The following is a 21,050-nucleotide window of genomic DNA, read 5'->3' on the forward strand; positions in this document are numbered from 1 at the left end:
AGTCGTAAGCTTTCTTTAAGAAATGTCCGCTATAATAGAAGCATAAACAAAGACCTCCTAACTTTGTTTAGAAAAATCCTAAAACTTTTCTTTTTCATAATAATCTCCCTAAGAGTCGCCAAATCAGGCGGCTTTTTTGTGTGAAAGAATAGTGCAAGTTCTTTTTCTTGCAAGAGGATATGAAATGCTTTATAATTGATTAGTCAATTATTGATTTATCAAAAATGAATAGAGGAAGGGATATGGCAGAAATAAATGATTTGCTCTACCAACTACGTTTGGCAGATCAATCGACTACACAGTTATTTGAAAAGCGCCTAGGGATTAGCTTAACACGTTACCAAATTTTGCAGGATTTATTAGAACAAGCACCTTGCAATCAGATCGCGGTTCAGGAGCGCTTGCAGATTGATCCAGCGGCTTTAACCCGGCATTTCAAAATATTAGAAAAGGAAGGATTTGTCCATCGGAGTCGAAATCCAAAGAATCAGCGGGAAATCTTAATTCATTTGACGGATACGGCCTATAATCGTTTGGTCAAACATCCCCCTCGCCATCATGTGGCAGTGAAAGATCAGATGAATCGGATTTTGACCACTCAAGAACAAGAGCAATTTTCTTACCTGCTGGACAAATTAGTATCTGGCATTGAACAAATAATAGTTGAATAAAAAGGAGAATCTACGATGTCATTACTGACGATTATTTTAGCAAGTCTTGCTGCACTGGAGCATTTGTATATTTTTTATTTGGAGAGCATCAGAACCACATCTGATACCACAAGTCGGGTTTTCAACATGGATAAAGAAGAACTCGCTCGCCCATCTGTGACCTCTTTATTTAAGAATCAAGGGATATACAATGCCTTGATTGGGGTGTTCCTCTTGTATGGATTGTTTGTCTCTAAAAATAGTGAAGTTGTTACAATTTTTGTGCTCTTTATTATTGGAGCTGCGGCCTACGGTGCGATGACAGCCAATAAAAAGATTATCTTGACCCAAGGTGGTCCTGCAATTTTGGCTTTGTTGAGTATCCTATTTTTAGGATAAAAAGGACGGGCCGCTAGGGCTCTTTGAGCTGATTTTATTAAATTAGTGTAGAAAAAAGTATAAAAAAAGACTAAAAATTTTATTGACTTTCTAAGAAAAAGGGTTATAATGGTAGCAACAGAAAAGTAATGAGTCAGCTATTTTCAGGGAGCTTGTGGGAATTGTGAACAAGCAATAGCGACTGATGAAAATTGGACTGTTATGATTAATGAATTCTAATCCATGTGAATTCGGTTGGCACCCCTTACCGTGCAACTCCTTGATAGAGGAGATAGAGATGTAGGGAAAGACCAGCTATTTTTCCCTATAAAAGAGGTGGCACCGCGGACACTACGCCCTCACACAGTTTTTGTGTGAGGGCTTTTCTATGTGCCTTAGCAAGCGAAGCGAGCTTAGGCACATTGATCCCAAAGCGAGAATTGAGCGATGGGATACCCTTGATCGCCTTAGCAAGCGAAGTAGGGTGCGGTTGAATTCCTTAGAATAAAAGAGTTCTAGAAGAGAGGTTTCTGATATGAAAAAAGTTTTATCTGCTGATGTGTTGAGTCCAATTTTGGCTTATATGCGTTTGGATGCGCCCCATAAAATGATCTTGGAGTCAATTCCTCGTGAAAAAGAGAATGCGCGTTTTTCAATTGTAGCCTATCGGCCGGTCAGTGAAGTCAAGTTTGAAAATGGCGTCCTCTATAACAATGATCAAATTGTTAAAGAAGATCCTTTGGACTTTTTGAATCGCATCACGGTCAAAACGAAAACTTCCGAAGAGCTTCCTTTTAACGGTGGGGCGATTGGATTTGTCGGCTATGACTTGATTGGTCTCTATGAGAACATTGGTTCCATTCCTGAAGATACGATCGGCACACCAGATCTTCACTTTTTCTTATATGAAAGCTATGTGATTTTTGATCACAAAAAGGAAAAGGTCTATGTGGTGGAAGAGAACCTCTATAGTGGACGAAGTGAAGCAGAGCAAGCGTCGAGCTTGGAGCAAGTATTAGCACAATTGGCAAGACCTGCAAAAGAAGAGTTTCAGGACAAGGATCTGCATGCACTTCATTTCCACAATCATTTGGAGCAAAAAGAGTTTGAGGAAATGGTGGCCCTAGCCCGGGACTATATTCGAAAAGGGGATATGTTCCAATGCGTGCTCAGTCAACGTTTTTCAGCTGATTTTTCAGGAAAACCGCTAGATTATTACCGCAATTTGCGCGTGACCAATCCTTCGAATTATCTCTACTTTTATGATTTTGGGGAGTACCAAATTATCGGTGCTAGTCCAGAAAGTCTGGTGTCGGTCAAGGATCGAGTGGTGACAACCAATCCCATTGCTGGCACACGTCCCAGAGGGATCGATGAAGAGACTGATCGGCAATTGTCAGCTGATTTGGCAGGGGATCCAAAAGAAGTCGCAGAACACCGGATGTTGGTGGATCTAGGGCGAAACGATATTGGGCGTATCGCTCAAAATGGGTCAGTTGAAGTGACCAAATATATGGAAGTGGAATTCTTTCGTTATGTCATGCACCTGACGAGTGTGGTCAAGGGGCAATTACTTCCTGGACTAGCCTCTATTGAGGCTCTGAAGGCAACTCTTCCAGCTGGGACCGTTTCGGGTGCTCCCAAGATTCGAGCCATGAAGCGAATCTATGAGGCAGAAAAAGAGAAACGCGGGGTCTATGCGGGGGCTATTGGCTATCTCTCTGTGACGGGGGATCTTGATTTTGCTATTGCGATTCGAACCATGATCCTCAAAAATAAGAAGGCTTATGTGCAGGCCGGAGCAGGAATCGTTTATGATTCGATCGCTGAAAATGAATACCAAGAAACCGTCAATAAGGCAAAATCGATGACAAGGATTGGAGAAGAAGGATGATTTTATTAGTAGATAATTACGATTCATTTACCTACAATTTAGCACAGTATATCGGAAAATTTGATGAGGTCCAGGTGCTTCGAAATGATGATCCGGATTTGTACCAAGTTGCCCAAGAAGCAGATGCCTTGGTCTTTTCTCCAGGTCCAGGTTGGCCAAAGGACGCGGGCAAGATGGAGGAGATGATCCGAGATTTCGCAGGGGTCAAACCAATCTTGGGGATTTGCTTGGGGCATCAAGCGATTGCGGAAGTTTTTGGAGGGCGCTTGGGATTGGCACCGCAGGTCATGCATGGCAAACAAAGCCAGATCCAGCTAGAAGCTCCCTCTCCGCTATACGCGGGTGTCGCAAAAGAGGTCCCAGTCATGCGTTACCATTCGTTGACGATTGAAGACATGCCAGAGGATTTTGTCATTACCTCTCGGACGACGGATGATCAAGCCATTATGGGGATTCAACACCGCAGCTTACCAATTTATGGTTTTCAATACCATCCAGAAAGTATCGGGACGCCAGATGGGCTCAAGACCATCGAAAATTTTGTCAAACTAGTCAAGGAGCGGAAGATGAAACAAGTGCTTGCAAAAGTAGCGGAAGGAATGGATCTAACTGGTGCAGAGTTAGAAGCTGCTATGGAGGAAGTCGTTGCTGGTCGTGCTTCAGAAGCACAGGTGACGGCCCTTCTTCTAGGTCTTAAAATGAAGGGAGAAACGGTTGAAGAGCGGACGGCTATTGCAAAAGTGATGCAGGCCTATGCAGTCGCTATTCCTACAGAAGTTCAAGGAGCGATGGACAATTGTGGAACGGGGGGCGATCGTTCGTATAGTTTCAATATTTCAACAACAGCTGCCTTCGTCCTTGCTGGTGGTGGCATCAAGATGGCGAAACACGGAAATCGTTCGATCTCTTCCAAATCCGGTTCTGCGGATGTACTAGAAGCTCTAGGGATTAACCTTGATTTGGGTCCAGAAGACTTGGGACGAGTGTTTGAAAAGGCGGGAATTGTCTTCCTATTTGCCAAAAATCTGCATCCTGGCATGCGCTATATTATGCCCGCTCGCTTGGCACTAGGGGTGCCGACAGTGATGAACTTAACTGGTCCTCTTATCAATCCGATTCCTCTAGAAACCCAGCTATTGGGAACCAGTCGTCCTGACATGCTAGAAAGTACGGCAGAGATTCTAAAGAATTTGGGTCGGAAACGCGCAGTGGTGGTGAGTGGCCCACAAGGTTTGGACGAGGCAGGCCTTGATGGCGCAACCCAGCTCGCTATTCTGGAAGATGGACAGGTTACTTTATCCAGTTTTCAACCAGAAGATATCGGAATGGAGCGCATTGAAATTGATCAAGTACGAGGTGGAGACGCCAAACGCAATGCGGAAATTTTGCTCAGTGTCTTGAAGAATGAAGCGAGTCCCTTCTTAGAGGTGACGGTCTTAAATGCAGGCCTTGGTTTTTATGCCAACGGCAAGGTAGATTCTATCAAAGAGGGGATTGCCTTGGCACGTGAAGTGATTGCCAGTGGGGCCGCCCTTGAGAAATTGAGATTATTACAGGAGTATCAAAAATGAGTCAAGAATTCTTGCCAAAGATTCTAAAGGAAAAGGCGCGTGAAGTGGCTGCGATGAAAGAAGAGGAACTCCAACCTTTGCGCGAGACCTACCGCCTGTATGATTACCTAAAGAGTCATCCAGAAAAGCTTCAGGTCATTGCGGAAGTGAAAAAGGCTAGCCCGAGTCTGGGAGATATTCATGTCGATGTGGATATCGTCGCGCAGGCTAAGACTTACGAAGAAAATGGGGCCGTGATGATTTCTGTCTTGACCGATCAAGTTTTTTTCAAGGGCAGTATCGAGTATCTCCGGGAAATATCTAGTCAAGTGCGTATTCCCACCCTCAATAAAGATTTTATTGTGGATGAAAAGCAAATAATTCGGGCACGAAACGCAGGGGCGACCGTGATCTTGTTGATTGTTGCAGCCTTATCAGAGACTCGTCTGCAAGAGCTCTATGAGTTTGCGACCCATCTTGGCCTGGAGGTCTTGGTGGAGACCCATAATCTGACAGAACTAGAGGTCGCTCACCGGATTGGTGCTCAGATCATCGGGGTGAATAATCGCAACTTGGTGACCTTTGAGACTGATCTTCATACTAGCCTGGAATTGGCGACCAATTTTGAACAAGAACCGGTTTACATCTCTGAGTCTGCTATTTTCGCAGCAGCAGACGCGCGCATGCTGGCTCCTTATTTTAATGGCATTCTCGTTGGGACAGCCCTCATGAAGGCAGACAATGTGGCTGAAAAAGTAAAGGAGTTGCAGATTGACAAAGGTTAAAATTTGCGGATTGTCCACTCCGGAAGCTGTCCAGACAGCTGTTGAGGCCGGTGCGGACTACATTGGTTTTGTCTTTGCACCAAGCAAACGGCAAGTGACGCTGGAGCAAGCTCGGCAGTTGGCTACAGATATTCCAAAGAGGGTTCAAAAAGTCGGTGTTTTTGTATCACCACAAAGAGAAGAAGTGGAGCAAGCTTGCCAAGTTGTAGGGTTGGATCTGATACAAGTGCATGGGCCAATAGATGATACCATCTTGCAAGAGCTTCCCCAACAGACGATTCGTGCTGTTCAAGTGGGGAAAGATGCAGCTCTTCCTGAGACCAGTGCCGATTATCTGCTCTTTGATGCTCCTGTAGCAGGAAGTGGAGAGACTTTTAACTGGCAAGAACTCGAAAGTCAAAACGTTACAAAGCCCTTCTTTATTGCAGGAGGCTTGACGGAAGACAATGTAGCAGATGCCATTCGCTTCTTTCATCCTTATGCGGTGGATGTATCCAGTGGGGTCGAGACAAATGGAATAAAAGATCAAGAAAAGATAAAACGATTTATAGAAAGGGTCAAGCATGGCATATAAACAACCAGATAAAAACGGATTTTACGGGCGGTTCGGGGGACGATTTGTCCCTGAAACCTTGATGACAGCAGTTTTAGAATTAGAAGAAGCCTATAGAGAAAGTCAAGCAGATCCTTCTTTTCAAGCAGAATTGGATCACCTTTTGAAACAATATGTCGGTCGGGAAACACCGCTCTATTACGCTAAGAATCTTACCAAGTATGTCGGCGGAGCCAAGATTTTTCTTAAAAGAGAAGACCTCAACCACACAGGGGCTCATAAAATTAATAATGCCCTAGGACAGGTTTTGTTGGCACACCGGATGGGCAAAAAGAAGATCATCGCAGAAACAGGAGCTGGCCAGCACGGTGTTGCAACAGCAACAGCTGCTGCTTTATTTGATATGGAATGTACCATTTACATGGGGGAAGAAGATGTCAAACGCCAAGCCCTCAATGTCTTTCGGATGGAGTTATTGGGCGCTAAGGTTCAATCAGTAACAGATGGTTCACGTGTTCTCAAGGATGCGGTCAATGCTGCCCTTAGAGCCTGGGTAGCAAATGTGGAGGATACCCACTATATCATGGGTTCTGCTCTAGGACCTCATCCATTCCCAGAGATTGTCCGTGATTTTCAAAGTGTCATCGGTCGAGAAGCCAAACGCCAATTTGCAGAGCAAAATGATGGTGCATTACCAAATGCAGTTTTAGCCTGTGTAGGAGGCGGATCGAACGCCATTGGCCTCTTTTATCCTTTTGTTGAAGATACATCTGTTGCCATGTATGGGGCAGAAGCTGCTGGGCTTGGAGTAGATACAGACCAGCATGCAGCAACCTTGACCAAGGGGCGTCCGGGAGTCCTTCACGGTGCCTTGATGGATGTTTTACAGGATGCCCATGGACAGATTTTAGAAGCCTTCTCGATTTCAGCAGGTCTCGATTATCCTGGGATTGGGCCAGAGCATTCTTATTTCCATGATATCAAGCGGGCAACCTATGTGCCTGTGGCAGACCAAGAAGCCCTAGAAGCCTTTCAATTGCTTTCAAAAGTAGAAGGAATCATTCCAGCTCTGGAATCGAGCCATGCTATCGCCTATGCAGTGAAATTGGCCAAGGAGATGGGGCCTGAAAAATCCATGATCGTTTGCTTATCAGGTCGTGGGGATAAAGATGTGGTACAAGTCAAAGACCGCCTAGAACAAGAGAGAGGAGAGTAAGATGGGAAAGACCTTAACAGAGCATTTACAAAAGCTGAAAGACCAGCAGCAAGGAATCTTTGTTCCTTATATTATGGCAGGAGATCATGAAAAAGGCTTAGCAGGTTTGCAGGAAACCATCCAATTTTTGGAGGAGCTTGGTGTCTCAGCTATTGAGGTTGGCATTCCTTTTTCAGATCCGGTGGCAGATGGCCCTGTGATTGAAGAGGCGGGGCTACGAAGTTTAGCCCATGGGACGACAACAGAGGAACTGGTGCAAACGATCCAGCGTCTGGAGACAAGTGTTCCTTTGGTCATCATGACCTATTTCAACCTCTTGTTCCAATATGGGCTCGAAAACTTCTTTAGAGATGTAGAAGGAACAGCGGTCAAGGGAGTGATTATTCCGGATCTTCCTCATGAGCATGCGGATCTGGTAGAGCCTCTATTAGTGGATAAAGACATCGCTTTGGTGCCGCTAGTGAGCTTAACCACAGGAATCGAGCGCCAGAAGAAATTGATCCAAGATGCAGAAGGATTTATCTATGCCGTTGCCGTCAATGGAGTGACGGGGAAAGCTGGTAGCTATCGAGATGATTTGGATCACCACTTGGCCCAATTACATGAAATAGCGTCTATTCCTGTTTTAACAGGTTTTGGAGTTTCCAGCATGGAGGATGTTCACCGTTTCAACAAGGTCTCAGATGGGGTTATTGTGGGGTCCAAAATCGTTAAGGCTCTCCACCAAGGGGAGACAGACGCCATTGCTCGTTTTATTTCTCAAGCAGTGAAGGGTTAGAAGCTTCATTCCATTCATCATCAGCTTGATTCTCCTAGATCAAGCTCTTTGTCTACTATTTTAAACATTCCCCTCGTTGGTCTTTACAAACGAGGCTTTCTCGTTACAATAGAGGTAGTAACAAGAAAAGAGGAGAAGAGAATGATAAGCCTTGAAGAGATTGATCAAGTCATCCAGTCAGGTCCTTTTGAACCCACCTGGGACTCTCTTAGCCATCAAGTCTGTCCGGATTGGTATCGGGATGCCAAATTTGGAATGTTTATCCACTGGGGTGTCTACAGTGTACCTGCCTTTGGTTCAGAATGGTATTCGCGAAATATGTATATACAAGGGAATCCTTGTTATGACTATCATCGAGAGCATTTTGGAGACCAGGCCGGCTTTGGCTACAAGGATCTCATTCCTCTTTTTACAGCCGATCGCTTTGATCCGGCATCTTGGCTAGATCTCTTTCAAAAAGCGGGAGCCCAGTATCTTTTTCCAGTTGCGGAGCACCACGATGGTTTTCAGATGTATGCCTCTACTCTCTCGCCTTATAATAGCTTAGAAATGGGGCCGAGACGAGATGTCTTAGGAGAGCTGAGGGAGGAAGCAGAAAAACGTGGTCTGCACTTTTGTACGTCTTCTCACCGGGCAGAACACCAGTTTTTCTTTTCACATGGCAAGGAATTCACTAGTGACATTCCGCAAGAAGTCCCAAGAGACAGCCTTTATTGGCCAGCGGAGCCAGAGCCCAAGGATCATTTTGATCTGACTTCTAAGCCTTATCCAAGTAAAGAATTCTTGGAAGATTGGCTGTTGCGAACCTGTGAACTGGTGCGGGACTACCAACCAGAGCTCCTATATTTTGACTGGTGGATCCAGCATGAGAGTTTCCGTCCCTACTTGATGCGCTTTTTGGCTTATTATTACAATCTAGCAGCACAAGAGGATCGCAAGGTGGCTGTTTGTTACAAACAGGACGCCCTCCCTTTCGGTTCAGGAATCGTTGAGATGGAGCGGGGAGGATACGGAGAGACGCAAGCCTTTCCGTGGCAAATGGATACCGCGATCGCCCGTAATTCTTGGTGTTATACCCAGGATCTAGCCTACAAGACCAGTAAGGAATTGCTACAAAATTTAGTTGATGTTGTGGCCAAAAATGGCAATCTTCTGCTCAATATTGGACCCAAAGCAGATGGCACGATCCCTGAGCAAGACCAAGACATCCTCACAGAGATCGGGGACTGGCTGGCGGTAAATGGAGAAGCCATTTATCAGAGTCGGCCTTGGCGGGTGTCATCAGACGGACCGACCGAGGCCCAGGAAGGTTCCTTTTCAGACGGGCAAGCGCCACTCTATACCAACCAAGATTTCCGCTATACCATGCGTGATGGCTTTCTTTATGCCATCCAGCTGGAACCAAGTGGAAGGGCAGAAGAGCTGACCTTGCCATCTCTCGCCTATGATCTCAAGCAACCGAGAATTCTTCATGCGCGCATTCAAAAGCTAGAGCTCCTTGGAGAAAGCCAGCCCCTTTCTTGGAGCCAAGATGAGACAGGGCTTCATCTTCAGTTACCAGCTTGCAGCAAAAAACAACCGCGTGTTTTACGCCTCAGCTTTTAGTTTTCTTGAAGCTTTCTATAAGGAATCGTTTAGGTTTCTCTTGTATACTGTACTCATCCAATAAGAAATGAGGTACAGAAAATGAAAATCTCAGTTAATTATCCAAAACGCTTTAAGAAATTGCCACAACAAGGTTCTTGTTACGGCGAATAAACACTTCTCTTCATTTTTCATAAGAAACTCCTAAAGAAGGCTCTACCCGAAAGGGTAGAGTTTTTATGTACCAGAGACCTTGTGATTCGTGGTATAATAGGCCTATGGAAAAAAAGAATAAATTACTACTCATCGACGGGTCTTCCGTCGCTTTTCGTGCCTTTTTCGCACTCTATAATCAAATTGATCGCTTCAAAAATGCCAATGGTTTGCATACCAATGCGGTTTATGGCTTTAACCTCATGTTGAGCCATCTCTTGGAGCGCATCCAACCGACCCATGTCCTCGTTGCTTTTGATGCAGGAAAGACGACCTTTCGGACGGAGATGTATGCCGACTACAAAGGGGGCCGTGCAAAAACTCCAGATGAGTTCCGTGAGCAGTTTCCTTTCATTCGTGAGCAATTAGATCATTTGGGAATCCGCCATTATGAGCTGGCCCAGTATGAAGCGGATGATATTATTGGAACGCTAGATAAGATGGCAGAAACTACCTCGGTGCCATTTGATGTGACCATTGTCTCTGGGGACAAGGATTTGATCCAGCTGACAGATGACAATACGGTAGTTGAAATCTCTAAAAAAGGGGTAGCGGAGTTTGAGGAATTCACTCCAGCCTATCTGAAAGAAAAGATGGGGCTGACACCAGAGCAATTTATCGACCTCAAGGCCTTGATGGGAGATAAGTCGGATAATATCCCAGGTGTCACCAAAATCGGAGAAAAGACCGGGATCAAACTACTCCTAGAGTACGGGTCTCTCGATGGTATTTACGAGCATATCGACGAGATGAAGGCTTCTAAGATGAAGGAAAACCTCATCAACGACAAGGAGCAGGCCTACCTATCCAAGACTCTTGCGACCATCGAGACCGATGCACCTATTGAAATTGGCCTGGACGATATCACCTATACGGGCCCTCATCTAGAAAATCTCGCCAAGTTTTATGAGGAGATGGGCTTCAAGCAACTCCGTCAGGCCTTGGATCTCAGTGGAGAAGAAGCGGCTCCTGTAGCTATTGACTATACAGAAGTCGAGCAAGTCACTTCAGATATGCTCACGGAAGATAGTTTCTTCCATTTTGAGATTTTTGGGGACAATTACCATACGGAACCCATCATCGGTTTCGCATGGGGGACCAAAGGTCAGCTCTACGCGAGTACAGATACTGGTCTTTTACAAACACCGATTTTCAAAGAATTTCTCGAAAAAACGCCCCTCAAGGTCTATGACTTCAAACGGGCCAAGGTCTTGCTCAGCCACTTGGGCATTCCCCTTCAAAATCCCGCGTTTGACAGTCGATTGGCTAAGTATCTCTTGTCGACCGTAGAGGACAATGAAATTTCAACCATTGCGAGTCTCTATAGTCAGATTGCGCTGCCGCTGGACGAAGTCGTTTATGGCAAGGGAGCCAAAAAAGCTATCCCAGAAAAGGCGGTCCTATTAGAACATTTGGCACGGAAAGTCGCTGTTCTACTGGATACCGAAGAGCCCATGGTGGAACAGTTGCAAGCCCATGACCAGCTGGATTTGCTCTATGATATGGAGCAACCACTAGCAGCTGTTTTGGCCAAGATGGAAATCGCGGGGATCAAGGTAGAGCGCCAGACCCTAGAAGACATGCAGGTGGAAAACGAAGTGGTTTTGGAGCGCTTGACCCAAGAAATCTACGAGCTTGCAGGAGAAGAGTTCAACATCAATTCTCCAAAACAATTGGGCGTCATCCTCTTTGAAAAATTGGAACTCCCTCTTGAATATACTAAGAAAACCAAAACCGGCTATTCAACAGCCGTTGATGTCTTGGAACGCCTGGCTCCTATCGCACCGATCGTGTCTAAGATTCTTGAATACCGCCAAATTGCTAAGATCCAGTCGACCTATGTCATCGGTCTTCAAGATTGGATTTTGGAAGATGGGAAGATCCATACCCGCTATGTACAGGATTTGACGCAGACAGGACGCTTGTCCAGCGTGGATCCCAACTTGCAAAACATTCCTGTCCGTTTGGGACAAGGTCGTCTTATTCGCAAGGCCTTTGTCCCAGAAGAGAAAAACAGTGTCTTGTTGAGTTCGGACTATTCACAAATAGAATTGCGTGTCTTGGCCCATATTTCGGGAGATGAGCATTTGATTGACGCCTTTAAACATGGGGCAGATATCCATACATCGACTGCTATGCGAGTTTTCAATATTGAAAAACCAGAAGATGTGACGCCGAACGACCGTCGCAATGCAAAAGCAGTAAACTTCGGTGTGGTTTATGGAATTTCCGACTTTGGACTGTCTAATAACCTAGGGATCAGTCGAAAAGAAGCCAAGGCCTACATTGAGACCTACTTCGAACGCTACCCTGGCATCAAGGACTATATGGAGAGAGTGGTACGGGAAGCGCGTGATAAAGGCTATGTGGAGACCCTCTTCAAGCGTCGTCGGGAGATTCCAGATATCAATTCTCGCAACTTCAATGTTCGAGGCTTTGCGGAGCGGACGGCTATCAACTCACCAATCCAAGGATCTGCAGCAGATATCTTGAAAATTGCCATGATCCACTTGGACCAAGCGCTAGAAGCAGGAGCATACAAGACCAAGATGCTTCTTCAGGTGCACGATGAAATCGTTCTGCAAGTACCAAGTGATGAACTGGCAGCGATCAAAGAACTCGTCAAAGAGACCATGGAATCCGCTATTGAACTTGCAGTACCACTGGAAGCTGATGAGAACGAAGGCAAAACATGGTATGAAGCCAAATAAAATGGAAGTCGTACAAGTACGTCCAGTACCATATAAATTCTTAAGACAAGAAACACAAAAAGGAGATTCTTATGGCTTATTCATTTCGCAATCCCAGTGATGGCATTATCAAACATTACCTAGAAACCAGCAAGATCATCGCTGTAGTTGGATTATCTGACCGTGAAGATACGACCAGTCATCGTGTCAGCAAGGAGATGCAAGAGCGGGGCTATCGGATTATTCCTGTCAACCCTCGTGCAGCTGGTGGCCAGATTCTTGGAGAAACGGTGTACGCTAGCTTGCAGGAGATTCCTTTCCCAGTAGATATCGTCGATGTATACCGTCGCAGTGAGTTTTTACCAGATGTGGCACGTGATTTTATTGAGACGGATGCGAAAATTTTCTGGGCACAATTGGAACTGGAAAATCAAGAAGCAGAAGAAATCCTTCGTGGAGCTGGACGAGAAGATATCGTCATGAACCGCTGTATCAAACGAGAACACACCCGACTGATCTTAGGAGACTCCCTATACGGTTTATAAATGATAAACAATTGACATAGAAGAAAACCCCAGCTTGCTGGGGTTTTCTTCTTACTCTTATTCAGTTTCATGGCTTGGATGGCCTGTAAAATGGCGCGGCCCTTGTTTGATCTGCTTGATTTGATCATAAAATGCAATTTGGCAGTTAATAAAGTAAGGCATGGTATAAAAGCCGATGACATCGCGCGTGAAGTAATTCAAGAAGTACCAACCAATCAAGGTTAGATCGAGCACCAAGCGATTGCTGCGGAACCCTTTCATAGTTTCACGACTTTGGCGAAGGACTCCAAAGGCTCCCTTGTAGTCGCCGTCTCGTAATTGCTCGTAGAGGATCAATTCGACCAAGCTGAGACTGTAGTATTGTGGCAGGTAAAAGAGGAGGCCGATCAGGCCAAGTACGACGCCAGCAGTCATCAGAGGCATTTGTTGCATGAGAGATTGAAATTCAGGACTGGAAGCACTCAGAGTGCTAGGGTTGCTCACCTTATCGTAGATCGCCAAAAATCGAATGCTGGCGTAGGTGCTGATGAGGCTCCCCGCATAGAGGATGAGTCCCCATAAAAAGAGAACGGCTTGCTTCAAGATCAAGGTAGCAAATACAGAGGTAAAGCGATCTTGTTTAAAAATATCTAACACGCGTGTTCGGTGTTCAATCTTGGGATTAATCGTATCTAAATAGCTAAAAGTCGCACCGACCACTAAAATGGAGATGACAAAGGAGACGACGGAAGGAAAGAGCTGTCGCTGGATCATGTAGATACTTGCTTGCTGCAAGGTCATATCCGGTAGTAGATCGACTAGATCTTGCCCACTTAAGAGGAAATTAGCAAGAATGGTCAACAGGACCGGAAGAGCAAAAAGGATAGCTAAGCCCGGTTGCTGGACTTGCATGGTACGTGCCCGGAGGCGAATCAATTTAAGGTTCATAGATGACACTCTCTTCATAGTAGTACTTTTTATTATAACATAAGTCCGTGACAGAGCCGGTAAAATTTGGTACAATCGTACAGGTGTTCACAGGAAAACTGTGACAGGAATAAGAAGGCTGGGACTGTTTTTCCCAGTACGGAGGTAACCATGACAGATTCACCGATTCAATATCGATTGATCAAAAAAGAAAAGCATACAGGTGCTCGTCTGGGAGAAATTATCACCCCTCACGGGACCTTCCCGACCCCAATGTTTATGCCTGTAGGGACTCAGGCAACCGTTAAGACCCAATCACCAGAAGAACTCAAGGAAATGGGTTCCGGAATTATCTTGGCCAACACCTACCATCTCTGGCTTCGTCCCGGGGATGATCTAGTCGCAAAAGCAGGAGGACTGCACCAGTTCATGAACTGGGACCAGCCCATTTTGACAGATAGTGGAGGCTTCCAGGTCTATTCATTAGCGGATACCCGCAACATCACCGAAGAAGGGGTAACCTTTAAAAACCACCTCAACGGCTCGAAGATGTTCCTCTCTCCAGAAAAGGCCATCTTGATCCAAAACAATCTAGGGAGCGACATCATGATGTCCTTTGATGAATGCCCTCAGTTCTATCAGCCCTATGATTATGTGAAAAAATCAATCGAACGGACCAGTCGTTGGGCAGAACGTGGCCTGAAGGCTCACCGTCGTCCTCATGATCAAGGTCTTTTCGGGATTGTTCAAGGGGCTGGATTTGAAGACTTGCGCCGTCAGTCTGCTCAAGATTTGGTCAGCATGGACTTTCCAGGCTATTCCATCGGTGGCTTAGCTGTTGGGGAAAGCCATGAAGAGATGAATGCGGTGCTGGATTTCACAACTCCGCTCTTACCGGAGAACAAGCCACGCTATCTCATGGGAGTAGGAGCTCCAGACAGTCTGATTGATGGCGTTATTCGTGGAGTGGACATGTTTGACTGTGTCTTGCCGACGCGGATTGCGCGAAATGGTACCTGTATGACTAGCCAAGGACGCCTGGTAGTGAAAAATGCGCAATTTGCAGAAGACTTTACACCGCTGGATCCCGAATGTGATTGCTACACTTGTAAGAATTACACCCGAGCTTATCTTCGCCACCTCCTCAAGGCAGATGAGACCTTCGGCATTCGCTTGACTAGCTACCACAACTTGTATTTCTTGATCAACCTCATGAAGCAGGTCCGTCAAGCCATCATGGATGACAATCTCTTAGAATTCCGTGAGCATTTCGTCGAAAAATATGGCTATAACAAATCAGGACGGAATTTCTAGAAATAGATAAATAGGAAGAAAAAAGACTACAGCCATCTGAGAATAATAGGAATAACTGCTAGACGCAGTGGTTGATTGGTATCTTTGTTCGCTTGTTAAGCTCCAAAGATAACCTAATCAACTGTGCGGGGGCGAGACGACGAACAAATTGGATATAAATTTGTTCTGTCTCGCTCCCTTTTTCCTATATAATAGCAACTTTTTTACCACTCTATTTCTTTCGAAAACACTTTCATCAAAAAAACGAAAAAAATCTTCTCAAATCCCTTGCATTGGGCCTTTGTTTGTGTTAAACTACTATGGTGCTGTGAAAAACAGCTATTAGCTTTGATGCAAGAGGTTGCGACACGCTCGGTTGCATTGCCACGCAACGCGCGTCGGTTTTCTTGTGGAGCTAGCCTATTATCTTAAATAGACGAAAAGGAGAAAAAGATGGCAAACAAAAAAATCCGCATCCGTTTGAAAGCGTACGAACACCGTACACTTGACACAGCGGCTGCAAAAATCGTAGAATCAGCTACTCGTACAGGTGCACAAGTTGCGGGTCCAATCCCACTTCCAACTGAGCGTAGCCTCTACACAATCATTCGTGCGACTCACAAATACAAAGATTCTCGCGAACAATTCGAAATGCGTACACACAAACGTTTGATCGATATCATCAACCCAACTCAAAAAACAGTTGACGCTTTGATGAAATTGGATCTTCCAAGTGGTGTAAACGTAGAAATCAAACTTTAATCTAAAGCTTGATCCAGAGCATAAAAAACGCTCGTTAAAAACTTTTTGAATAAAAAACTATAGAAAAGGAACTATTTTCTCATGACAAAAGGAATCTTAGGGAAAAAAGTGGGAATGACTCAAATCTTCACTGAAGCTGGCGAATTGATCCCTGTAACAGTTATCGAAGCAACTCCAAACGTTGTTCTTCAAGTTAAAACTGTTGAAACAGATGGTTACAACGCTATCCAAGTTGGTTTCGATGACAAACGCGAAGTATTGAGCAACAAACCTGCTAAAGGACATGTAGCAAAAGCTAACACGGCTCCTAAGCGCTTCATTCGTGAATTCAAAAACGTTGAAGGCTTGGAAGTTGGTGATGAAATCACAGTTGACACTTTCGAAGCTGGAGACATTGTTGATGTAACTGGTACTTCTAAAGGTAAAGGTTTCCAAGGTGTTATCAAACGCCACGGACAATCACGTGGACCAATGGCTCACGGTTCTCGTTACCACCGTCGTCCAGGTTCTATGGGACCTGTTGCACCTAACCGCGTATTCAAAGGTAAAAACCTTGCAGGACGCATGGGTGGCGATCGTGTAACGATTCAAAACCTTGAAGTTGTACAAGTTGTTCCAGAAAAGAACGTTATCCTTATCAAAGGTAACGTACCAGGTGCTAAGAAATCTCTTATCACTATCAAGTCAGCAGTTAAAGCTGGTAAATAATAAGGAAAGGGGAATACAGTCAAAATGGCAAATGTAACATTATTCGACCAAACTGGTAAACAAGCGGGCGAAGTTGTTCTTAACGATGCGATCTTTGGTATCGAACCAAACCAAGCAGTTGTATTTGATGTGATCATCAGCCAACGTGCTAGCCTTCGTCAAGGAACTCACGCAGTTAAAAACCGTTCAGCCGTTTCAGGTGGCGGACGCAAACCATGGCGTCAAAAAGGAACTGGACGTGCTCGTCAAGGTTCTATCCGCTCTCCACAATGGCGTGGTGGTGGAATCGTCTTCGGACCAACTCCACGTAGCTATGCGTACAAACTTCCTCAAAAAGTTCGTCGCCTTGCACTTAAATCTGTTTACTCAGAAAAAGTTGCTGAAAACAAATTTGTAGCCGTTGATTCTCTTGAATTTACAGCTCCAAAAACTGCTGAATTTGCAAAAGTTCTTGCAGCTTTGAGCATCGATTCTAAAGTCCTTGTTATTCTTGAAGAAGGAAATGAATTCGCAGCTCTTTCAGCTCGTAACCTTCCAAACGTGAAAGTTGCGACTGCTACAACTGCAAGTGTTCTTGACATCGCAAATAGTGACAAACTTCTTGTTACTCAAGCAGCTATCTCTAAAATCGAGGAGGTTCTTGCATAATGAATTTGTATGATGTTATCAAAAAACCTGTTATCACTGAAAAGTCAATGGCTCAACTTGAAGCAGGCAAATATGTATTCGAAGTTGACACTCGCGCTCACAAACTTTTGATCAAACAAGCTGTTGAAGCTGCGTTTGAAGGTGTAAAAGTTGCGAATGTGAACACTGTAAACGTAAAACCTAAAGCAAAACGCGTTGGACGTTACACTGGTTTTACTTCAAAAACTAAAAAAGCTATCATCACGCTTGCAGCTGATTCTAAAGCAATCGAGTTGTTTGCTACTGAAGCTGAATAATCTAAGGAGGAAATATCGTGGGAATTCGTGTTTATAAACCAACAACAAACGGTCGCCGTAATATGACTTCTTTGGATTTCGCTGAAATCACAACAAACACACCTGAGAAAACTTTGCTTGTTTCTCTTAAAAACAAAGCAGGTCGTAACAACAACGGTCGTATCACTGTTCGTCACCAAGGTGGTGGACACAAACGTCATTACCGTTTGATCGATTTCAAACGTAACAAAGATGGAGTTGAAGCAGTCGTTAAAACGATCGAATACGATCCAAACCGCTCAGCTAACATCGCGCTTGTACACTACACTGACGGTGTGAAAGCTTACATCATTGCCCCTAAAGGTCTTGAAGTAGGTCAACGCATCGTATCAGGACCAGAAGCAGATATCAAAGTCGGAAATGCTCTTCCACTTGCTAACATCCCGGTTGGTACTTTGATCCACAACATCGAATTGAAACCTGGTAAAGGTGGAGAATTGGTACGTGCTGCTGGAGCTTCTGCTCAAGTATTGGGTTCTGAAGGTAAATATGTACTTGTTCGTCTTCAATCAGGCGAAGTTCGTATGATTCTTGGAACTTGCCGTGCTACAGTTGGTGTTGTCGGAAATGAACAACATGGACTTGTTAACCTTGGTAAAGCGGGACGTAACCGCTGGAAAGGTGTTCGCCCTACAGTTCGCGGTTCTGTAATGAACCCGAATGATCACCCACACGGTGGTGGTGAAGGTAAAGCACCAGTTGGACGTAAAGCGCCATCTACTCCTTGGGGTAAACCTGCGCTTGGTCTTAAAACTCGTAACAAGAAAGCGAAATCTGACAAACTTATCGTTCGTCGTCGCAACCAAAAATAATCATAAGCAACTAGCTTACACTTTCCGCCAGCTCGGTAGCGCTGCATAGCAGCGCAAGCCGCTGTGGTACTAAATTTTAAAGGAGAAAATTACAAAATGGGACGTAGTCTTAAAAAAGGACCTTTCGTCGATGAGCATTTGATGAAAAAAGTTGAAGCTCAAGCAAACGACGAAAAGAAAAAAGTAATTAAAACTTGGTCACGTCGTTCAACGATCTTCCCAAGTTTCATCGGATACACTATCGCAGTTTATGATGGACGTAAACATGTACCTGTTTACATCCAAGAAGACATGGTAGGTCACAAGCTTGGTGAATTTGCACCAACTCGTACTTACAAAGGTCACGCGGCAGACGACAAGAAGACACGTAGAAAATAAGGAGAACATAAATGGCAGAAATTACTTCAGCTAAAGCAATGGCTCGTACAGTGCGTGTTTCACCTCGTAAATCACGTCTTGTTCTTGACAACATCCGTGGTAAAAGCGTAGCCGATGCCATCGCTATTTTGACATTCACACCAAACAAAGCTGCAGGGATCATCCTTAAAGTGTTGAACTCAGCAGTAGCAAACGCTGAAAACAACTTTGGTTTGGAAAAAGCTAACTTGGTAGTATCTGAAGCATTCGCAAACGAAGGACCAACAATGAAACGTTTCCGTCCACGTGCGAAAGGTTCAGCTTCACCAATCAACAAACGTACAGCTCACATCACAGTAGCTGTTGCAGAAAAATAAGGAGGTAAACTCGTGGGTCAAAAAGTACATCCAATTGGTATGCGTGTTGGTATCATCCGTGATTGGGATGCCAAATGGTATGCTGAAAAAGAATACGCGGATTACCTTCATGAAGATCTTGCAATCCGTAAATTCATTCAAAAAGAATTGGCTGACGCAGCCGTTTCAACTATTGAAATCGAACGCGCAGTAAACAAAGTTAACGTTTCTCTTCACACTGCTAAACCAGGTATGGTTATTGGTAAAGGTGGAGCAAACGTTGATGCACTTCGTGCAGCTCTTAACAAATTGACTGGTAAACAAGTACACATCAACATCATTGAGATCAAACGTCCTGACTTGGATGCTCACCTTGTTGGTGAAGGAATCGCTCGTCAATTGGAACAACGTGTTGCTTTCCGTCGTGCACAAAAACAAGCGATCCAACGTGCTATGCGTGCTGGAGCTAAAGGAATCAAAACTCAAGTATCAGGTCGTTTGAACGGTGCAGATATTGCCCGTGCAGAAGGATACTCTGAAGGAACTGTTCCACTCCACACACTTCGCGCTGATATCGATTACGCTTGGGAAGAAGCAGACACTACTTACGGTAAACTTGGTGTTAAAGTATGGATCTACCGTGGTGAAGTTCTTCCAGCTCGTAAAGACGCTAAAGGAGGTAAATAACCAATGTTAGTACCTAAACGTGTAAAACACCGTCGCGAATTCCGTGGTAAAATGCGCGGTGAAGCAAAAGGTGGAAAAGAAGTAGCATTCGGTGAATACGGTCTTCAAGCTACAACTAGCCACTGGATCACAAACCGTCAAATCGAAGCTGCTCGTATCGCCATGACTCGTTACATGAAACGTGGTGGTAAAGTTTGGATTAAGATTTTCCCACACAAATCATACACCGCTAAAGCTATCGGGGTACGTATGGGATCTGGTAAAGGGGCTCCTGAAGGTTGGGTAGCACCAGTTAAACGTGGTAAAGTGATGTTCGAAATTGCTGGTGTATCTGAAGAGATCGCACGCGAAGCGCTTCGTCTTGCTAGCCACAAATTGCCAGTTAAAACTAAATTTGTGAAACGTGAAGCAGAATAAGGAGAGGTCATGAAACTTACAGAAGTAAAAGAATTTGTTAAAGAACTTCGTGGTCTTTCTCAAGAAGAACTCGCGAAGCGTGAAAATGAATTGAAGAAAGAATTGTTTGAACTTCGTTTCCAAGCGGCTGCTGGTCAATTGGAACAAACTGGACGTTTGAAAGAAGTGAAAAAACAAATCGCTCGTATCAAAACTGTTCAATCAGAAGCTAAATAATAGACTAGGGAAGGAGAATTTCAATGGAACGCAATAATCGTAAAGTTCTTGTTGGACGCGTTGTGTCTGACAAAATGGACAAAACAATCACAGTTGTAGTTGAAACTAAACGTAACCACCCAGTCTATGGTAAACGTATCAACTATTCTAAAAAATACAAAGCTCATGATGAAAACAATGTTGCTAAAGAAGGCGATATCGTTCGTATCATGGAAACTCGTCCGCTTTCAGCTACAAAACGCTTCCGTCTTGTAGAAGTCGTTGAAGAAGCGGTCATCATCTAATCATACCTGAAAGGAGAAAACGTAAATGATTCAAACAGAAACTCGTTTGAAAGTCGCTGACAACAGTGGCGCACGCGAAATCTTGACAATCAAAGTTCTTGGTGGTTCAAAACGTAAATTCGCGAGCATCGGTGATGTAATCGTTGCATCAGTAAAACAAGCTACTCCTGGTGGTGCGGTTAAGAAAGGTGACGTTGTAAAAGCTGTTATCGTTCGTACTAAATCAGGTGCTCGTCGTAAAGATGGTTCATACATCAAATTCGACGAAAATGCAGCAGTAATCATCCGTGACGACAAAACTCCTCGCGGAACTCGTATCTTTGGCCCAGTTGCACGTGAATTGCGTGACGGTGGTTTCATGAAGATCGTGTCACTTGCTCCAGAAGTACTTTAATCAATAAAAAAACAAACACAGTCCCCTGGCATAAGCCAG

25 protein-coding genes and 1 pseudogene are annotated in these 21,050 nt (G+C 44.6%); 25 read left to right on the forward strand and 1 reads right to left on the reverse strand.

All coding sequences use genetic code 11. The features are described 5' to 3' along the window. Window positions 1–242: 242 nt before the first annotated feature. The 12 genes and pseudogenes from RIN70_RS00650 (at window position 243) to RIN70_RS00705 (ending at window position 12,836) form a co-directional block, all read left to right on the forward strand. The gene (locus RIN70_RS00650; protein WP_313790612.1) at window positions 243–671 is read left to right on the forward strand and encodes a MarR family winged helix-turn-helix transcriptional regulator; all 429 of its coding nucleotides are present in this window, start codon (window positions 243–245) and stop codon (window positions 669–671) included. Between the two features lie 15 nt (window positions 672–686). After that, window positions 687–1,049, forward strand: coding sequence for a DUF1304 domain-containing protein (locus RIN70_RS00655; RefSeq protein WP_023920162.1), 363 nt, complete (start codon window positions 687–689; stop codon window positions 1,047–1,049). 514 nt (window positions 1,050–1,563) lie between these two features. After that, window positions 1,564–2,922, forward strand: coding sequence for an anthranilate synthase component I (trpE, locus tag RIN70_RS00660; RefSeq protein WP_257738409.1), 1,359 nt, complete (start codon window positions 1,564–1,566; stop codon window positions 2,920–2,922). Beyond that, a pseudogene (locus tag RIN70_RS00665) lies at window positions 2,919–3,479 on the forward strand (aminodeoxychorismate/anthranilate synthase component II); the annotation flags it as partial. The gene trpE and the pseudogene RIN70_RS00665, both read left to right, overlap by 4 nt. 9 nt (window positions 3,480–3,488) lie before the next feature. Further along, window positions 3,489–4,493: an anthranilate phosphoribosyltransferase gene (trpD, locus tag RIN70_RS00670; protein ID WP_229099277.1), complete on the forward strand. Its 1,005-nt coding sequence runs from the start codon at window positions 3,489–3,491 to the stop codon at window positions 4,491–4,493. Continuing rightward, entirely contained in the window at window positions 4,490–5,257 is a 768-nt protein-coding gene (gene trpC / locus RIN70_RS00675; protein ID WP_070666730.1) for an indole-3-glycerol phosphate synthase TrpC, read from the forward strand. The genes trpD and trpC overlap by 4 nt, the downstream gene beginning before the upstream one ends. Beyond that, on the forward strand, window positions 5,244–5,831 hold the full coding sequence (locus tag RIN70_RS00680; protein WP_049475265.1) for a phosphoribosylanthranilate isomerase: 588 nt from the start codon (window positions 5,244–5,246) through the stop codon (window positions 5,829–5,831). The genes trpC and RIN70_RS00680 overlap by 14 nt, the downstream gene beginning before the upstream one ends. Beyond that, window positions 5,821–7,026: a tryptophan synthase subunit beta gene (trpB, locus tag RIN70_RS00685; RefSeq protein ID WP_313790613.1), complete on the forward strand. Its 1,206-nt coding sequence runs from the start codon at window positions 5,821–5,823 to the stop codon at window positions 7,024–7,026. The genes RIN70_RS00680 and trpB overlap by 11 nt, the downstream gene beginning before the upstream one ends. A 1-nt stretch (window position 7,027) precedes the next feature. Continuing rightward, a complete protein-coding gene (trpA, locus tag RIN70_RS00690; protein WP_118398126.1) occupies window positions 7,028–7,804 on the forward strand; it encodes a tryptophan synthase subunit alpha in 777 nt (258 codons plus the stop codon). Window positions 7,805–7,945: 141 nt separating this feature from the next. Further along, entirely contained in the window at window positions 7,946–9,409 is a 1,464-nt protein-coding gene (locus RIN70_RS00695) for an alpha-L-fucosidase (protein WP_118398123.1), read from the forward strand. Between the two features lie 257 nt (window positions 9,410–9,666). Then, window positions 9,667–12,312: a DNA polymerase I gene (polA, locus tag RIN70_RS00700; RefSeq protein ID WP_313790614.1), complete on the forward strand. Its 2,646-nt coding sequence runs from the start codon at window positions 9,667–9,669 to the stop codon at window positions 12,310–12,312. Window positions 12,313–12,383: 71 nt separating this feature from the next. Continuing rightward, window positions 12,384–12,836 carry a CoA-binding protein gene (locus RIN70_RS00705; RefSeq protein ID WP_021154247.1) on the forward strand — a complete coding sequence of 151 codons (453 nt, stop codon included), beginning with the start codon at window positions 12,384–12,386 and terminating at the stop codon, window positions 12,834–12,836. A gap of 57 nt (window positions 12,837–12,893) precedes the next feature. Here RIN70_RS00705 and RIN70_RS00710 read toward each other — a convergent pair whose 3' ends face one another. Then, the gene (locus RIN70_RS00710) at window positions 12,894–13,763 is read right to left on the reverse strand and encodes a DUF975 family protein (RefSeq protein WP_003009579.1); all 870 of its coding nucleotides are present in this window, start codon (window positions 13,761–13,763) and stop codon (window positions 12,894–12,896) included. A gap of 150 nt (window positions 13,764–13,913) precedes the next feature. Between RIN70_RS00710 and tgt the strand changes: the two genes are divergently transcribed. From tgt to rplN, 13 genes are all read left to right on the forward strand, one after another. Then, window positions 13,914–15,056, forward strand: a complete 1,143-nt coding sequence (tgt, locus tag RIN70_RS00715; RefSeq protein ID WP_003009582.1) for a tRNA guanosine(34) transglycosylase Tgt — start codon at window positions 13,914–13,916, stop codon at window positions 15,054–15,056. Between the two features lie 432 nt (window positions 15,057–15,488). Then, a complete protein-coding gene (gene rpsJ, locus RIN70_RS00720) occupies window positions 15,489–15,797 on the forward strand; it encodes a 30S ribosomal protein S10 (protein ID WP_003009585.1) in 309 nt (102 codons plus the stop codon). Window positions 15,798–15,878: 81 nt separating this feature from the next. Further along, the gene (gene rplC / locus RIN70_RS00725) at window positions 15,879–16,505 is read left to right on the forward strand and encodes a 50S ribosomal protein L3 (RefSeq protein WP_003009588.1); all 627 of its coding nucleotides are present in this window, start codon (window positions 15,879–15,881) and stop codon (window positions 16,503–16,505) included. Window positions 16,506–16,529: 24 nt separating this feature from the next. Next, on the forward strand, window positions 16,530–17,153 hold the full coding sequence (gene rplD, locus RIN70_RS00730) for a 50S ribosomal protein L4 (protein WP_003009591.1): 624 nt from the start codon (window positions 16,530–16,532) through the stop codon (window positions 17,151–17,153). Then, window positions 17,153–17,449 carry a 50S ribosomal protein L23 gene (locus RIN70_RS00735; protein WP_003009593.1) on the forward strand — a complete coding sequence of 99 codons (297 nt, stop codon included), beginning with the start codon at window positions 17,153–17,155 and terminating at the stop codon, window positions 17,447–17,449. The genes rplD and RIN70_RS00735 overlap by 1 nt, the downstream gene beginning before the upstream one ends. A 17-nt stretch (window positions 17,450–17,466) precedes the next feature. After that, window positions 17,467–18,300 (forward strand): 50S ribosomal protein L2, encoded by an 834-nt coding sequence (gene rplB, locus RIN70_RS00740; protein WP_000512900.1) that lies wholly within the window; start codon window positions 17,467–17,469, stop codon window positions 18,298–18,300. Window positions 18,301–18,396: 96 nt separating this feature from the next. Beyond that, window positions 18,397–18,678 carry a 30S ribosomal protein S19 gene (gene rpsS, locus RIN70_RS00745; protein WP_000533766.1) on the forward strand — a complete coding sequence of 94 codons (282 nt, stop codon included), beginning with the start codon at window positions 18,397–18,399 and terminating at the stop codon, window positions 18,676–18,678. Window positions 18,679–18,689: 11 nt separating this feature from the next. Continuing rightward, window positions 18,690–19,034 (forward strand): 50S ribosomal protein L22, encoded by a 345-nt coding sequence (gene rplV / locus RIN70_RS00750; RefSeq protein WP_000818139.1) that lies wholly within the window; start codon window positions 18,690–18,692, stop codon window positions 19,032–19,034. Between the two features lie 12 nt (window positions 19,035–19,046). Next, a complete protein-coding gene (gene rpsC / locus RIN70_RS00755) occupies window positions 19,047–19,700 on the forward strand; it encodes a 30S ribosomal protein S3 (protein WP_003002336.1) in 654 nt (217 codons plus the stop codon). 3 nt (window positions 19,701–19,703) lie between these two features. Beyond that, on the forward strand, window positions 19,704–20,117 hold the full coding sequence (gene rplP, locus RIN70_RS00760) for a 50S ribosomal protein L16 (RefSeq protein ID WP_000960947.1): 414 nt from the start codon (window positions 19,704–19,706) through the stop codon (window positions 20,115–20,117). 9 nt (window positions 20,118–20,126) lie between these two features. Then, window positions 20,127–20,333, forward strand: a complete 207-nt coding sequence (rpmC, locus tag RIN70_RS00765; protein WP_003002350.1) for a 50S ribosomal protein L29 — start codon at window positions 20,127–20,129, stop codon at window positions 20,331–20,333. 23 nt (window positions 20,334–20,356) lie between these two features. Next, on the forward strand, window positions 20,357–20,617 hold the full coding sequence (gene rpsQ, locus RIN70_RS00770) for a 30S ribosomal protein S17 (protein ID WP_000440801.1): 261 nt from the start codon (window positions 20,357–20,359) through the stop codon (window positions 20,615–20,617). A 25-nt stretch (window positions 20,618–20,642) separates the two neighbouring features. Continuing rightward, entirely contained in the window at window positions 20,643–21,011 is a 369-nt protein-coding gene (gene rplN / locus RIN70_RS00775) for a 50S ribosomal protein L14 (protein WP_003002384.1), read from the forward strand. The last annotated feature ends 39 nt before the right edge of the window (window positions 21,012–21,050 follow it).

It is taken from the genome of Streptococcus parasanguinis (assembly GCF_032163505.1).
Classification (GTDB): Bacteria; Bacillota; Bacilli; order Lactobacillales; family Streptococcaceae; genus Streptococcus; species Streptococcus parasanguinis_V.